A 17,205-nucleotide genomic window follows, 5' to 3' on the forward strand; every position below is an offset into this window, starting at 1 on the left:
TGAATTTTATGCGCATATAAAAAACTTTTTTATGGCTATATTAGTTTTTTTTATTCATGTATTTGATGTTATGGGCGATTCATTAACCGTAACCTAGTCTGAATCTAAAGGTGACAATCAACTTATAGATTCAATTCGGCGCGCTTTCTGATTTCTTGCTTGTGCATAAGCCTTGTATTCGTATCATTACTATTTGTTTTACCTATATTTTTAATGGTTGAAAAACTTCTATTTCCCGAAGGGGCCTGTGTATGCTGTGAGACGTTGATTTCTGTCGTTATTTCCGCGTTTTCTAAGGTAGTTTCTAATTGATGCTCGGTTACTAAATTCTCCACATTAACTACTTCAATCACAGCAAGAGCAAACAATAGGTCGCCGTTTCCTAGTTGGTCAGCTAGACTTCTTTTTACGGGTGCTCGCTCAAAAAAGTTTCGTCCTAATCCAATATCACGAATACAAGTCATCAGCATCTCAGCATCGGTTATTTGAAGGTTTGCTTTTAACATCTTGTCAGTCAGTACAGCATTGAAGACAGCTTGTTTTGTGACAGTCGGCAAATTTAACATCTCACTTACATTCTCCACAAAAGAATCAAACCCTTCGCCATGAATTAGCTTCAGAAAATTTACTTCGTATCTCTTTCGAAGATCTTCTCCACTACTCCTGAAACCTATCGGACTACTTGGACAACTTATCAAATCGTCCGATGACGCGACAATATGGGTCACTTCGTGCATAAGAGTATCCTTGGAACTTGGCTGTGCTTGAATCCCTGGTCTAGTAGCTGGATTTACATGAAAACCATCAAGCATTAAAATAATTCGACATTCAGGGTCAAACCGCATAACAAACGCATGTGCACCCATGTGTCCTTTAATTTGTGAGTAGTAATTTTTTGTCACCTCATCACGCAATAAATCAGTAGAAACAAGCCAAATATTTTTAAAATTAAAATCCTCCGTTTGTTGAAGAAGCTGCGTACTTTTTTTTGCAACTGATAACAAGCGCTTCATAATTTCTTTTAAAATTTGTTCTTGATTTTCCGCATCACTTAGTCTAAACATTTCGATTAAGTAAGCTCCCGCAGTCGTAGGTGCAAGAGCCTCTTCTTTTGATAGTTCCTTCTCCTTATCTATAAATTTCTGGAAATTTTCGTGCGCATTTTTAAACTCTGCAGTAAATTGTTTTAGAAATGGTTTGAGTGATTCTGGCGCCTTAGTGATGTCGATACCAGAAAATACACGATAATTTGGATTTGAACCTTCGGGGAAAAACCCTTTAATTCCTAAAGTAATTTGCTCTCTTAATTTTGCTTCATCACTGATTACATAAGGTGGGAATTCTGGGACAAACTCCGATAAAACTGGTACTATCACTTTTGGATCCTCCACTATATCTGTACCATCAGGAACTTGTATTGCTTGGCGAAGTTTATTCCACTCCTTCGCATAAGGTAGTGTATCTGGAAGTTGGAAATATGGTGGATACCGATTATCAACGAATACTTGTGATGAAGATGACGCTAGATGATCAAAAAGTGAATCGGCGCCTTTTGAAGTGCTAGGAATTTGGTCATCTGAGACATCGTCTTTCCCACCTGCGGGTTGTGCATAAGATTGAAATTTGAGGGCACGTTTTTCTAGTTCCGTTTCAAATCGGAACTGATCATTTGCTAAATCTAAGCGTAAGACTGTCATCGGTTCAAGAATATCGTTTTTAACTAAATGATAGCGCTGTTTCTCTTTATGGAATAAAACTAATGGTACATAACGTTCATTAATCTTGATATAGGTTCTACCTGTCTCTGAACTCATCAAGCCCAAATCATCTGGTGGTGAAAGCGTACTTGGCTCTTTCAATGATTGAAATTTATCGATATTTTTACTTACTTTTTGTAATACTTCTTCGGAGAGCGTTCGCGAAGTGGCTGGTTCGAAATACCATTCAATGCCGTTGTAGTTCACCGGAAAAACCCGTTCTCCTTCACAGATATCATAACGCACGCCTTGCTCCTTGATGACCGTTACTCTTATAGGCGTAATTTTATTTTTCATTACAATGTAACGGCTACTTTGCTCTCCTTCTTTTTTTCCTGTTAAAATCATTCCGTCACCATAAAACTTGACGTTTAGATTCTTTTCCTCGACAAACTGTTGATCGATATCCACTTTACTGGATAGACGATTGATCAAATCAAGTTGGTCAGAGGTAAAGGAGGCTTGTCCTTCAAACACTCTTAATTGTCCTCCTCGCAACGTATAGAATTCTCCAAAAACATCTCTAGTTTTCAAATTGGTTACTCGCATGTATAGTTGGGCTTTCACCCGTTTGACGAAAACCTTGGGACCATTTTTTTTCAGCTGAGCGGAAATAAGCTCTTTCGATAATGGTTCTGACGGTTTTTTTATTTTATTTAGCTTTACTAGTAGTGGTTTGATATCTTTTCGAATAAATGCGCGTGTTTTCATATTGATCAGCTTCTGGAGGACTAACTGACTACTCCCTTTTACCAGCTCAACTCCCGGATCAATATAACGGATCGCACCTATTACTAGAGACTCTATCTCGGCAATATTGGGAAGGGCCCGCACACTATTTTTAACAATTCCTTCTGCACCACCCACTATTGCTGCTTTTGCCACGGATAAACCGAATTTCAGATTAAGGGAAGTGACCTGTCCCAAAACAGGTAGTAAAAGCACCACGTCGATTGTGCAAGAAATAGCTGCTCCTTTCGTATCTCGATTATTGATCCCAACAATGCAATCATAAAATGGAATAAAATGCTTGACACCATCCCAGGCAGCACTAGCAACTGTTTTATCATTTCCTGAATCATATAATTGGCGATACAACTGGTCCCGATGTTTCTGAGCAATCCTGTCAATAACTGTTCTCAAATCCCCTTTAGAAGTGAGTGCATTCATTCGATCAACTTGACTAGAAAAAGTGTAGTCCTTGTTGCCGATTCGAATCTTTTCCCCGACTTTCGAATATCCTCCTCCCCAGACATTTTTTTTATCAAATAAGCCATATTTAAGATAGAGCATAGGATCCTTATCTACACGATAGATGGCATACGCTCCCTCTTTATCTAGGTTTTTCAAGGCATACACCCGTTCTTCTTTTTCGTTCACAGCTACCAAAATATTCGTCTTTTCTAAATTAAGAGTTGTATCCAGCCAAGTTTCTCGATTCCCAAAAAATACTGGAGGAATTGATCCTGGTGCGGAAGGCGCATAATAGCGCACTTCATTTTTCAATTGAGTAAATGCTTCATAAATATGTGTCTTTGGAGAAATAATAAAATTGAAATCTTCTATATTGAGTGAATGAAATGCATACTCCATCAACTTCTTATTTAATGCACGGTGCTTGTCTGCTACTTCTTTCGTTAATTCGGTGTACCATTTTTCTATATCTCTTGGGATCCATGGCCCGGGGCATGGGTTTCCACCATCAAGATACACTTGATCTCCAAATAAACTCACTCTTATTCCGAGTCGTTCACACTCTGCTAACACTTCATTCACTAAGCCTTTTTTACGACGCCAGTTTATAAAAGCCTCTTCATACTCTTGATACAGATGCTCAACATCTTCTTGATTTTCCATATAATTGAAATAGCCTTTTTGGTAATAACTCATAAAACTACTTAATGCAAATTCTTTATGAATCCCTAACTCCATCGCCTTATTTAACCGCTCTGGCTCTAGTTGTGCTGTAGCTAGTAAGGCTGGCACAAAAAAATAATTCAATTCATTTAAATTATCTATACCTTGATGAGTGGCAATATCAAACAAAAACATTCCTAAAGTATTCGTTTCATTTTTATTGAAATTCGAATGATAGCCTGTATCTTCTAAAAATTTTGAACCAATCAATTGCATCAAAGATTCATAGTCAGAAATCAAAAGCTCATCAGCTAACTGACTTGTTTCTAGGAAATAATTTGGGAGCATTTTTTTTGTCAATAGGATCCATAGTTTCGTTATAGTCTCTTGTTCTTCCTTCTTAGGTCGTTGCTCGATCAGACCAGCTTCAATTAGCTCGTGTACCTCAAATAACTTTCTTAGACGGCCGATAGTAAACGTTGCCGGATCAGGAGCGGAAATAATATTTTGGACAATGTAGGTTTCCACCGATTTTTCCAGAACTGTTTCAAATACCCACTTCATGACTGTTGCTTCAGCGTCCTTATTTGAAATCTTTTCGTCTGACTTCCCTCCATAAAGATCCAACTCATTAAGGATTACTTTCGCAACTGCCTGAACTTTCTCTGGCATTAGCACCGTCCCAACACCTTCTTGCGTAAACCATTTTCCGACTGCAAGTAAAATGTCTTCTTTCGTGGGTCGTTCAGATAGCAATCCTTTCTGTCGAAAAAAAAGTTCAATTTGATTCTTGATATTCTCAGATTGCCATTTTGAAACGATCGCTTTACTCATAGACTGAGATTGTTTTTGCTCTAAAGTATTATCTTTAGGTTTCACTTCCAAAGATGGAGTATCCATTTCTATTGTATCTTTCATCCACTGGACAAATATTTGTTGGGCTTCTTCGTTAGAGATCACCCTCTCTTTTTCATCCCCTAGAATTACCCGAACTAATTCTTTCAATTTCCCCCAATCGATCGTATCAATCTCTAACCCTTCTACTAATGCCCATTTAGCGGCACTTTCCACCAAGATATTTTTATTACTTAGATCGTTAGCAAAACCTCTTTCTGATAAAAAATTGGTCATATTTTTGCATATAAGCTCATATTGTTCAATAGTAAAATTAGGTAAAGAAAAAGCCAATGGTTCACTAATCGTTGGTTTTGAGGAATCAATCTCATTCTCACGTAAAAAAGTGATGATTTTCTTATCTAATTCTTCCCTTTTATTTCCTTTGTTCCATTCATAGGCATAGTTTCTTTTGTCTTTTTCAATTGTATACCCATAATACGCATTATTATTCCCCCACTGAAGATAGATGGCAACAGCTTTATCCATCGATAAATCTTTTTCCTCGAGTTTATACGTTTTTACAATGATTTTTGCTATTTTTTTTACTCGTTTAATTATTGTTTTATAGGTCTCTCCAGCAATAATCCAATGATCTACCGCTTTTGATACATCCGCCAGGGACGCTCCCTGAGTTGGGATTCCCTTTTCATCTAATATCTTTTTTAAATCATAAACTGCTTTTACTATGTTATTCCTTACTTCAAAAAGTGGCGGATAATAGACAAAGGGAATCAATGGATGTTCATGAGATATCAAGTCATAGCGCTCATTGATGAAATCATCATAGATTTGATTACTTTCACTTTTTTGTTCTTGATTACGGGCTAATAAAGAATCTTCCCATGGAGATAACTTATAATAAATCGTTTGCTGATCTATTTTCTTATACTCATTTTTCTCAAGTAAGGTATTGGCTTTCCACTGCATGAAAATTCCGAATAACTGATTGGCTGATAGGGAATCTCCTAGTCTGCTTTGTCCCACTCCATAAGCTTTCAAAATAACATAAGCAAGATACTGTATTTTTCTTGATTTATATGACTTCTTTGAGCCCCAATCTTCTTGGCTATACTTTTCGATTGCCTTTACCAGTTCCAATCCACTGTCAGAAGAGGGTGTAATACCACTTTTTCCAAGGAGTTTCTTCAATTGTTGATTCACCTTACTAGTTTTTTCCCTATGCTCAAAAAGATCATATTGGTAATAAAAAATCGGTAATAACTCTCCGTCGTTTACAAGAAGGTTACGATTATTCATGAGATCTGTCACAAGTTCATCAATTCGCTCTAAGTCTGTTTTCTTAGAGGAAATTGTGGCAGGTGTAGTCTCACTCACAGGCTTGTTTTTTTCTTCATTACTCAGAACATTTGAAGGTGTCCATATAATCTTTTTTATTATTTTAAATTGAACATTTTTAAATATATTATTATTTCGCCATTGAAGGAAAATAGCATTTGCTCGCTCATCAGTCAGTCCGTGTGTTGAGAGGCCACAAGTATCAAAAATGATATGTGCAATCTGTGTTCTTCTAGCAATCACTTTTTCAACTACTTCGCTATTTTCCAATTTTTGTAGATTTGTGAATACATAACGCATTGAGGTATCGTCTTCCAGCCACCAGCCAGAACCCTCCTCTCGTAGATATTTTTTGACCGCTGTATTGATTTTTTCCGTTTCATTCCGTTCTTGAAAAAGAGCGTAATTAAACCAAAATGGTAGTTGTTTTTCACCCAACTCGTACTCAGGCAAGTTAACTTGAATGTATCTTTTAGTAGCTAAAAAAACAATATTAGAGGTTTCCATTTGCAAAGTCTCATAGGATTTCAACGAAGATTCCAATCGATGATCAGACCGTGGATTCAATGGGCTAATATCAAACCATGGAGCTGCTTCAACTCCCTTTACTTTCAGAACATCCCATTTATCAATATAATCATCCAAAGTATCTGATAGTTTATTTGTTAAACTCCAAAGCTGTGAGAAGATCCCTTCCTCTCTAACCTGTGTGATCGAACTTTTTTTTGAAAAAAACAGTCCTTGAAAAGATTCCGGTAAGAAATCAACGAGTGATGCAGATACTGACTCTGCATTCTTGGCTTGATCATCTGATAGAATTTGTTGCTCATCGTTCCTGTAAAATACTCGATTCATCATCCCCAGAAAAAGATCGAGCACTGAAATACCGTTTAAATCTTTCATTTTTTCCGTGAAGGTTGCATTTTCAGGAATGCTAAAAAAAATAGTGAATTGATCGGTCATATCTTTCCAAAAAGCTGCTATCAACGAATCCTCATTGATCGAAACTATCTTGCTGGTACTGCCTGAAGGAATGATGTCAGTTGATCTAAACTGATAGTTAACATTGGCTTCAAATACATTTTTTAATTTCTCAGCCGAATTTTTTGCTATAAAATAGGAGGAATCGGTTTCTTCTGTACGTTGCTCAAAGTGATTTCGGGAGAGAGTTAGGGTTTGCTGTTCATTTGATTGCTGTGCTCTCAGAACAGCTGCTTGGCGGATTTTGCTAAACTGGTTTTGAGTATGATTGAAAGATTTCTGGGAGCCAGGTTGCTTTTGATTAGAAAGTTCTCTATTCATCGTATAATTGGCGCGTTTTGAGAATAGCTGGGCAAGCTGCTGCATGTTGAGATTCCATTGATGTGCTTTAGCCGTTAGATAAATCATTGGATTAGTTGAGGATAGTTGCTCAATGAGGGGATTGACTGTTTTATGAAAGTCTGGATAGCTGAAACGTTTGAGGTCTACACTTGAACTTGATGAGGGGCTATACATCGTGAATTTCTTTTCTTTTTGGCGAACCTTTAAATGAGTATCTTCTTTAAAAGCAGCTGACTGTTTCTTTCCCACTTGCTGACGTGTCAGTGGGACTTCCCCTACTATTTGAAAGTTACCTAAGATATTGCAAATATAAAGGTAACCTGTTAAACTTCTTAGACCTTTTGGCGTAAGCGTATTTCCCATTTGATTTGTACTATAATTCGGCCACATTTGATCATTTAACTGTTTAAAATCCTCGTGACGTGTATTGTACAATTTACCAATCTCTTCGGAATAACTGTCTTTAGTCACTATCTTCACTCCTTAAATTTATTTTTATTTTTTCTACATTACACAAAAAATAACACACACACTTTAGAGCCATTACTTAAACTGTTACAATTGTTTTAGTACCCGAGCGATTTCTCTTGATCAACTTAACTACTTTAGTAGCACATACATCCACCGATCCTATATTTAATCGGTCTCAAGGCTAATTATAAGTAAATACAAGAAGTCTACCTCACCTTTTTCCAATTAAAAATCGAAAAAAAGTTTATCTAATCAGAAGTTTCTTTATTTATAATTTTAAGTTATAACCTAAAAAATGCTCATCCAGCAATATAGACAAGCATTTTTGGTAAAAGAAAAAGCCGTAAAAAACTTAAAATAGCACAAGGTCTATTTTTTTTTTTTCGACTTATTGTCAAAACAAGATGATCAAATTTTGGTATATTTCAAGGTAAGTGCTATTCCGAATTTAGCCACTTGCATTTGGATGAGTTTCAATTATCTTCTAATAAATCTTTCATTTCAACAACTTCGCGATATTGATGGATTTTCGTAATACCAATTACTTTATCGATATCAATACTAAAACAAATACCATTACCCGGAACATCGATCTTGATGCCTTTTCCTATCGCATCCATCACTTCGTTTGTCAAACTATCTGGTACTAATGTCAGAACGATATCCTTTTCCGGTGAGATATCCAATCCTAAGAATTTTCCTGTGTCATGGACGCCAGAACCACGTCCATGTAAAATCGTCCCCCCTGATGCGCCAGCCTTCTTTGAGTAATCGATCACATCTTCCCCAATGCCACCATCCACGATCGTGACGATCATCTCGAGATTTAGTGCGACTAAATCATTCATTGTTGTTCCTCCATTTGTTGTAATTTTTCTTTGTTTTTCTGATCTTTTTTGTCTTTTTGTTTATAAATGAACCCTAAGACTAATGTTGATAGTATTGGTGTCAATGCGATCATTGCCACCACGCCAAATCCATCAATAATTGGATCTCGACCGTCGATCTGTGTGGCGATTGCCACACTCATAGATAAAATAAAGGTAGAACACATCGGTCCTGTGGCGACACCGCCGTTATCAAAAGCCATCGATAGAAAAATCTTGTCGACTTTTGCACCCAAGACAAAAGCTAAGCCATATCCAGGAACCAAGAAATAATAAAGAGAAAAACCAGCTAATAAGCGCCACATGGATAGACCGACTGCTAGACCGATCCCAATCGAGATCACTGCTAACATTACTTTTGCATGAATCCGACCTTCACTTAGTTCTTCGACTTGTTTGACCATCACATGGATAGCTGGCTCTGCAAAACCTACTAAAAATCCCATAACAAACCCTAAAGGAATCAGGATCTGATTATTCGCTAAAGAAGCAATTGCACTTCCCAGGTGTTGCCCCACTGGTACATAAGCAACATTTACACCATGTAAAAATAAAACTAATCCGATAGTTGTGATCAAAAAACCTTTCATGATATCAAAAAAACGTTTTCTCCTCAATTTGAATGAAAGAAAGTTCATTAGTACAAATAGGCCCACGATCGGTGCCACCGCAAGGATGACTTCATATCCAACTTGTCCAATACCTGCAAAAAAAGTGTTCAAAAAATTCATTGGAAGATCACCCCCAGGATCATGACAGCCAAGATAGGACCAAGTGAGGCAATACCAACCATTCCAAAGCTATCGTTTTCATTTTTTCCTTGACGGATCATACTTGTCATTCCACCAGCCAAGGCTAGAATAAACGGAACAGTCACTGGGCCAGTTGTGACTCCACCTGCATCAAAAGCAATCGGCATAAATTCATTACTTGTAAAGAAGGAAGCAATAAGTACCGCAAGATAACCGATCACCATCAATCGATAATAAGATAGTTTAAATACGACTCGTAGTAGTGCAAAAGCTAAAAATACGCCGGTTCCCACACTGACTATACCGATCAATAAGACTCGGCCAATCTCTCCATCCGAAATATCAAATACTTGTTGACCCAATACTTGCACCGACGGTTCAGCAATCGTGATCACGATCCCAATCAGAAAACCCAAACTAATGATGATTGGTAGACTTTTCTTTTTGATCATATATTTACCGACCAAATCACCAACTTCCATCATCGAATAATCAGCACCAAATAAAAAGAGACTCATACCAACCATCATCATGATTGCTCCTAAGATGAATCTTCCCATGGTTTTAACATCTAATGGTGCAAATACAAAGGTCAGGATAACGATCAATACCGTCATAGGCATGATTGCAATGATTACTTCTTTAAAATTTTTCCTCATGTATCCTCCTCCTTTACTTCTAGTTTACCTGATTAAAAGTAAGTTTACGAGGAAAAACCGTAAGCGATACCATTTTTATGTAAAAACTGTAAAAAAAACAGCAATAAACTAGCTAAAGCATCAAAAAAAATCAACAAACATTATTTTTTGTTTTTTTAAAAAAAGTCTCAACTACTTGCTATAAGCGATAAAAGCCAAAAATAGATAAACTATTTCTGACTTTTATCGCTTATTTTTAAGAAGTTTATTTTATAACGAAAGTTATCCATAAATCGAAAGTCTAAAGGGGTCCTTTTTTCTCATTTTTGATTATTCAGAAGATAGTTTCTGAACATGAGATTTCAGGCTTAATTCTGTCTATTTGACAGAACCAATCATCCCTTGAACAAATTGTTTTTGTAAAACGAAAAACACAAGTGCAGTTGGTAAGGTCGCAATCACCAGTCCACTCATGATCATGCCATAGTCTGGTGTATAGGATGCCCCCATGGCTGATAATACTAATGGAACTGTTCGTTTATCTGGAGATTGTAACGCCACTAAAGGCCAGAGGTAATTGTTCCAACTACTCATAAACGTGATGATCGCCGCAGCGGCATACGTATTTTTAGCTGTTGGTAAATAGACACGAAAGAAAATACTTAATTCTTTAAGACCGTCTAAACGTGCCGCCTCTACAAGGTCCTTAGGAAAGGACTTCGCGTTTTGACGGAAAAAGAAAATCAAAAAGGCGGTACTTACTGAAGGTAAGATGACAACTAGAAAACTATTGATTCCTAATATCGTACCATTCAATTGAGAAAACATCCGATACAGCGGGATCATCAATGCCGCAAAAGGGACCATCATCGATAATAACAAAATATTAAAGACGACTTCTTTTCTTTTACTCTTATAGATCTCAAAACCATAACCTGCCATGGAGGAGATCAATAAAGCAAAAATCGTTGTAACCACAGCGATCATTGCAGAATTAAGTAAAGAGCGTGAAAAATTCAAGTCATTCGAAAAGAGATTTTGGAAATTGATCACTAAATTCTCACCAATCATCAGTTTACCTGAACTAATATCCACTGCGGTATTCGTCATCCCTAAAATCATCCAAACAAACGGGAAAATTGAAATAAAGGAAACGATGACTAAAGAGGTATATTTAAAAATGCTCAAGAGTAACTGTCCAATACTCACTTGCTTTTTCGTAATTGATCGGGGTTCACTACTTGTCATTTCTCTCATTTGCTCTCACTCCCTATTTTAGTTTGAATCACTGATAACAAGACGATAAATAGTACGATAACGAAAGAAACAGCTGCGGCATAACCAAAATTCGGGGTGAATTTATAACTCAAATTATAGATATATTGTGACAATGTCGTCGTTGCATTAGCTGGCCCACCACCAGTGATATTTTGTACCTCATCAAATAATTGCAAGGTACCGATCGTTGAAGTGATCGATGTAAACAAAATGATTGGTTTCAAGTTAGGTATCGTGATTTTAATGAACTGTTGCCACCTTGATGCGCCATCAATATCAGCAGCTTCATATATTTCTGGATCGATGTTTTGCATACCAGATAAAAAGAAAATCATATTATACCCTGTCCAACGCCATGTGATGGAAATAATGATCAAAACTTTTGCCCAGAATGGATGAGTCAACCAACCGATCGGGTTATCGATCAAGCCAATTCCAACTAAAAGGTTATTGACTAAACCTGATTGGGAAAATAAACTTTTCATGATCAAAGAATAGCTGACCATTGAGGTAATACATGGCAAGAAAATCGCTGTTCTGAACAATCCTTTGAACTTCAATTTTTTATCATTCAATAGATTTGAAATAAACAATGCCAAAAACAACATGACAGGAACCTGTACTAATAAGTATAAAAAGGTATTGAAAAATGCTTTACGAAAAGTCGAATCTCCTAACATTCGTTGATAATTTCCTAATCCGTTGAACGTCATATTTACAGGAGGTCCACTTTGAAAAGAGGTGATCAGTGCTAACACCATTGGTATAAAAACCAAAATCGAGATCATGATCACTGGCAAAACTAAAAACGCATGACCATTTCTGAATAGATCCTTTTGCTTCATATTATTCCCCACTTTCATTACACATATGTTGAAGAAATACATGCCTCACAGAAAGTCAGACAAAATAGATTGTTATTTTCTTCTAAGCTTTGAACCACTGCCCGTGATTGGTTCCATCAGACAGAGAATAGAAAACGAGCGGAACTTCTTATTTTTTCGAATACCATTGCTAAAGTTATACAGGATAGCTAACGGTGTGAATGTCCATGTCCCCCATACGCGTTTCAATTAATTGCTTATTCCATAAGCGATACCTTCAAACGAACGAACAATACACTCGTTGATCCGTTTGAAGAGATCGCCACTCATTTCTTTGTTGTTCAATTCATAATCGGTTTACTGTTGACGCTGGATATGACTTAATTGGCTAACTGCGCTTCGACTTGTTTTTGCGTATCTGCCAAAACTTTGTCCGCTGATTCACCATTGATGATTCGGCTCAAGGATTCCGCCACAACAGATTCAATGGCATAAGTTTCATGACCATAGTTCACTTCAGGGATTTCTGCTGTCCATTTTGAAAAGTCATCAAATACTTTTTGATTACTATAGAATTCAGATGGCTGTTGATAAGCTTCTTGATCATTCGCACTCAACATGGTCGATACTAAACCAATTTCTTCAGCTAATTTGCCCATCAATTCTTCATTTGTTGCGAATGTCTTTTCCAAGAAATCTTTCGCATTTTCTTCACCAGCTACGCCCTTGATCACATACCAGCCGGCACCACCCAAGTTGGAAGCTTGTGCTTTTTGCATGTTAGCAGGTAGAGCTGGAATCGGTGCGATCTTCCACTTGCCTGATTGATCTTCTGCCCCTTGGATGGTTGAAGAATACCAAGCGCCAGTTGGTGTAGAAGCAACAGCTCCTGATTGGACCGCCGTAACCCCAGCATTCCAGTCAGATGTTTGTTCGACTAGATCTTCTTTAAGCAAGGTAGCAAAGAGTTCTAATCCATATTTTAATGATTCATTATTTTCGATCGTCACTGTTTCTCCATCTTCCGAGGTATACCACTCTCCAGCTTGTTGCATGATCATGCGCACACGACCTAAATCGGATGGATTGACTTCAGAGATTTTTTTCCCTGTTTTTTCTTTGACATCTCGTGCAACTTGTAAATAATCATCCCACGTCAAGTTCTTCATATCTTCTTCCGAATAACCAGCTTCTTCTAAGATATCCGTACGATAGAAATTAGCTGTCACACCTGAGTCAAAAGGTACGCCGTAAATTTTATCGTCAACTTTGTTTACTGCAAATTTGTAGGCGGCAAAGTTACTTTCATCCACAATATCCGTCAAATCAGCAAACGCATCTGGGTAAGAAGTAAGGTATCCTTGGATACGGTAATCTTCGATCAACACAACATTTGGTAACCCATCTGTATTTCCGCTGGCTAATGCCGTATTCAGTTTTTGTACGATATCATCTTGAGACATCGTCACTACTTCCACGTCAACATCCTCATTTTCGTAAAACTCTTTGGCTTCATTGACGGCTTTGATATTAAAGGCCTCATCCCATGCCCAGACCGTTACTTTATCTTCGTTTCCGGAAGCATCGCTGGAAGAATTGCCACAACCGGCAAAAAGTGTAACTGCTGCTGTTAGGACGAAAGCGCTAGCTAAGATTTTTTTTAGTTTCATTTTTTTACCCACCCTTTTTAGTGTTTGTTTTTCTTACATGCTTATCATAGCAGACTTGCAAGCGTTTTCTTCGTTAATGATCGTTCTCAAGAAAAATATCCTAAAATAAGAAAAAAGTACAATTTTGTCATCTTTTGATTTAGTAAATGAAATTTTAGACTTGCATTTGTAAACGTTTCCCAGTATTTTTAACTTACGTAACAAAGGAATAGGGGGAAAAACATTGAAAAATATCGTATTGATCGATGATGAACAGACCATTCTCTCTGGTCTAAGTACCCTGATCGATTGGCCAGCGCACGACTTCCATCTCAAAGGGGCCTTTTCAAAACCATTAGAAGCGCTCGAATTCATTAAGCATCAGCCTCTTGATATCATCGTAACGGATTTGATGATGCCAGATCTAAATGGTATCGAACTTTCTCGATTGATCAAGAAGGAACAACCTGAAGCAAAAATCTTGGTTCTATCTAGCTATGATGACTTTCAATTGGTCAAAGATTCATTCAAAGAAGGCGTCTCAGATTATTTACTTAAACCAAAATTGAACCCTAGTGAATTTTTAGCTTCTCTAAAGAGTCTGGTGGAACAATCTACAGAAGTAAAGAAACCACGTTTGACAGAACTCGAAAAAACGAGTCAATTACTGAGCAATTATTTGTCCGGAACTTCTCTTGATTTAGGTATGTCACGCAAACAATTCCCATATGACCACTTTTATCTAGTATATTGTGAAGAAAAGCAATCGGAAAAACAGCGTCGGAGTGAACAAATGATTGCAGAAGCACCACGATACACAAATCAGCTCGCCTCTGTCTTTCCTTTTTCTACGACAGCAAATGATATTGGTTATTTTATCAATGTCGCTTCGAAGAAGGCATTCGATCGGTTGATTGAACGATTTCAGCAAGAGCACCAGGCAGATTCTTGTCTCTATGTTCTATCTGATGCACTTGATTTTGAAAACTTTTATTCTGAATTCCTTACATTAAAGCAAAAAAGTAGCGGACAGCACTTTTATCTGACAGATCACTGCGTTATTTGTGAAGAGCTATTATCTCCCCTACTCTCTTCTTATGAGCAACAAACAAAAAGTTATTTGACCAAGATCATGAACAAAGATTTTGTATCTGCCATCGAAGAATTGGACAATTACATGAGTAAGGTACTTGATCAACGATTGCAACCAAGCTATCTGAAACACGAGATCATCAATCGACTCTATGCCTTGATCAACGCGATCGCGGACGAACATGAAAAAAGAAAAGAGATCATGACACTAAAAATCACGATTCCAGCACAGATCACGCAAGCAGAACGGTGGGATGATCTGGTCTTGATCGTCAATAATACGACGAAGTTATTGCGTGAAGTCACCACAACCTTCAGAAAAGACAACTCAGATGTGTTGACGTTGATCTATGAGTATGTGCAAGAGAATTATCATCAAGACATCAGTCTACAAACGCTATCCGAAAAATATCATTTTTCTTATAGTTATTTATCGACTATTTTTACAGAAAAGTATGGGATCAATTTTACGAAGTACTTAAAAAAAGTCCGTATCAACCATGCAAAACTATTGTTGAAAGAATCGAATCTTTCGTTAAGTGATATTGGTCAGCAAACTGGATTTACTGAACTTGGTTATTTTTCTCGAGTATTCAAAGAAGAAACTGGGTTGACCCCTTCACAATATCGTAAAGGAATACTGACCGTATGATTAAAAAGCTAAGAGAACACGAGCTTTTGACCAAACTTTTGATCATTCTTTTTATTGCTTTGTTCACTCAAGCAGCGACGATTTCTTTGTTCATTTATCAACGCTCAAGAGACGCCTACATTCAACAATTCGATCGATCCAATCGAATGACCTTACAAAAGATCCAACATGATTTTGAAACATTGAATGACAATATAGAGAACACGTTGACATTATTGGCTGAAAGCTCTGCTGTAGAGGGGTATTTCAAAGAAGGGCAACAAACGACTTTGGAGAAAATCAATCAACTACGTACGGTGCAAAAAATGAATGATTCATTGGCACCGATCTTTCCAAACATCAAAGACGATATTTTTCTTTTTGGGGAAAATGGTCGGATGTTCATTAGTAATGATATGGTGAGTGATCTCACTGCTGATGACTTTTTTCAATTAGAGTTGATCCAGAAAGTCAATGAAAATCCAACAGCGACACAAATGGTCTTTACCCAGTTTGGACTGACGAAACGCGACAAACAATCACCAAGTGTCTTGTTTATCAAAAAGCTTAGATCCACTTTGAACCAAACTTATGGTTATGCTGTCGTTGCCATCACTTCTGATGAGTTGGCAAAAATATTCAGCCAATCAGTCGACCCGCTAATCACGCAAATCGATTTTGTGACAGATGAGAAAAAAATCTTTGCTTCGAATGTTGAAAATCGGATTGGAACGACGTTTGATTCATTTGATGAGTTGGTCGAACACGAGACGTTGACCAAAGCCAATCAGCGGATCACTCGGTTACCACTTTACCGACAAAACTCGGCTTTGGTCAGTGAGGTCAATGTCCACTCGATCGCCGATCAAATGAATGTCATCATTCCGATCATCCTTTATAATATTGGAACACTGATTTTAGGTGGTATCGTAGTAGCGATCTATTTGAATCGCAATACTCGCTCAATCTATCAATTAGTAGATTCATTGAACCAAATCAAAGAACCGGTAGCAGCTACTGTTCCGATCCAGGGAACCTATGAGATCCGGACACTCGCTACTACAATCAATCAGCTGCTAACAACGATCAGTGACAATCATACGCAATCTTTACAAAATGAAAAGAAAAAAAGGACCTTAGAGATACAAGCGATGCAAGCACAGATCCAGCCTCATTTTATATATAATACGTTAACTAGCCTCAAATTTTTAGTGTGGCAACAAGAAAATGAAAAAGCAGTCGCAGGCATTGACAGTTTTATCGATCTCTTGCGCAGTACAATCGGCAATAAAAATGAAATTATCCCTGTGGAAGAAGAATTGAACAGTGTGAGAAGTTATATTGCGATCTTGACACTGCGCTACGGTGATGCAATCTCAACCAAAATCATGGTACCTGAGGAACTTTATTCTTTGTACATGCCCAATATGATCATCCAGCCAATCATCGAAAATGCTTATTTACATGCGTTCCAAACGAAGAAAAGTGGCTTCATCACTTTGTATGGGATGATCAGAGAGGATAAATTGTCGTTTGAAGTTATGGATACAGGTGATGGCTTTGATACGGAACAGCCAACGAAAAACAGAGACTATTTTTCAGGTATCGGTAGCAAAAATGTTCATGAACGAATCCAATTACTTTATGGTGAAGATTATGGCTTACACATTGATTCGGTAGTCGGTGTGGGTACATCGGTAACGATCACGTTACCGATCATAAAAAAGGAGAGTAAAACTGAATGAACGTGTAGACAGAAACAATTCCTTCAGCAATTCTGGCGAACCACTTCTTTCTTGACCTTCAAGTATCAGCCACAACTCATAGGACCCTCTAAAAATCCGCAGAATGGA

8 protein-coding genes and 1 pseudogene are annotated in these 17,205 nt (G+C 37.4%); 2 read left to right on the top strand and 7 right to left on the bottom strand.

What is annotated here, in order from left to right; translation table 11 throughout:
* Window positions 1-122 precede the first annotated feature (122 nt).
* From I2F89_RS01540 to I2F89_RS01570, 7 genes and pseudogenes are all read right to left on the bottom strand, one after another.
* On the bottom strand, window positions 123-7,601 hold the full coding sequence (locus I2F89_RS01540; protein WP_195513287.1) for a QWxxN domain: 7,479 nt from the start codon (window positions 7,599-7,601) through the stop codon (window positions 123-125).
* A gap of 473 nt (window positions 7,602-8,074) precedes the next feature.
* Window positions 8,075-8,449, bottom strand: a complete 375-nt coding sequence (locus tag I2F89_RS01545) for a P-II family nitrogen regulator (RefSeq protein ID WP_019723997.1) — start codon at window positions 8,447-8,449, stop codon at window positions 8,075-8,077.
* The gene (locus tag I2F89_RS01550) at window positions 8,446-9,219 is read right to left on the bottom strand and encodes a DUF1538 domain-containing protein (protein ID WP_086334755.1); all 774 of its coding nucleotides are present in this window, start codon (window positions 9,217-9,219) and stop codon (window positions 8,446-8,448) included. The genes I2F89_RS01545 and I2F89_RS01550 overlap by 4 nt, the downstream gene beginning before the upstream one ends.
* The gene (locus tag I2F89_RS01555; protein WP_195513288.1) at window positions 9,216-9,899 is read right to left on the bottom strand and encodes a DUF1538 domain-containing protein; all 684 of its coding nucleotides are present in this window, start codon (window positions 9,897-9,899) and stop codon (window positions 9,216-9,218) included. Before I2F89_RS01555 ends, I2F89_RS01550 begins: the two co-directional genes overlap by 4 nt.
* Before the next feature lie 357 nt (window positions 9,900-10,256).
* Window positions 10,257-11,063 (bottom strand): annotated as a pseudogene (locus I2F89_RS01560) (carbohydrate ABC transporter permease); the annotation flags it as partial.
* A gap of 68 nt (window positions 11,064-11,131) precedes the next feature.
* The gene (locus tag I2F89_RS01565) at window positions 11,132-12,001 is read right to left on the bottom strand and encodes a carbohydrate ABC transporter permease (protein WP_071866301.1); all 870 of its coding nucleotides are present in this window, start codon (window positions 11,999-12,001) and stop codon (window positions 11,132-11,134) included.
* A 359-nt stretch (window positions 12,002-12,360) separates the two neighbouring features.
* Complete coding sequence (locus tag I2F89_RS01570; RefSeq protein WP_074799275.1) at window positions 12,361-13,650, bottom strand: ABC transporter substrate-binding protein; 1,290 nt, start codon at window positions 13,648-13,650, stop codon at window positions 12,361-12,363.
* A gap of 223 nt (window positions 13,651-13,873) precedes the next feature.
* Here I2F89_RS01570 and I2F89_RS01575 point away from each other — a divergent pair, with 223 nt between their 5' ends.
* Entirely contained in the window at window positions 13,874-15,373 is a 1,500-nt protein-coding gene (locus tag I2F89_RS01575) for a response regulator transcription factor (protein ID WP_195513289.1), read from the top strand.
* Window positions 15,370-17,097 carry a cache domain-containing sensor histidine kinase gene (locus I2F89_RS01580; RefSeq protein WP_195513290.1) on the top strand — a complete coding sequence of 576 codons (1,728 nt, stop codon included), beginning with the start codon at window positions 15,370-15,372 and terminating at the stop codon, window positions 17,095-17,097. Before I2F89_RS01575 ends, I2F89_RS01580 begins: the two co-directional genes overlap by 4 nt.
* Window positions 17,098-17,205 lie beyond the last annotated feature (108 nt).

Source organism: Enterococcus sp. 1001283B150225_161107_E12 (genome assembly GCF_015556925.1).
Taxonomy (GTDB): domain Bacteria; phylum Bacillota; class Bacilli; order Lactobacillales; family Enterococcaceae; genus Enterococcus_B; species Enterococcus_B mundtii.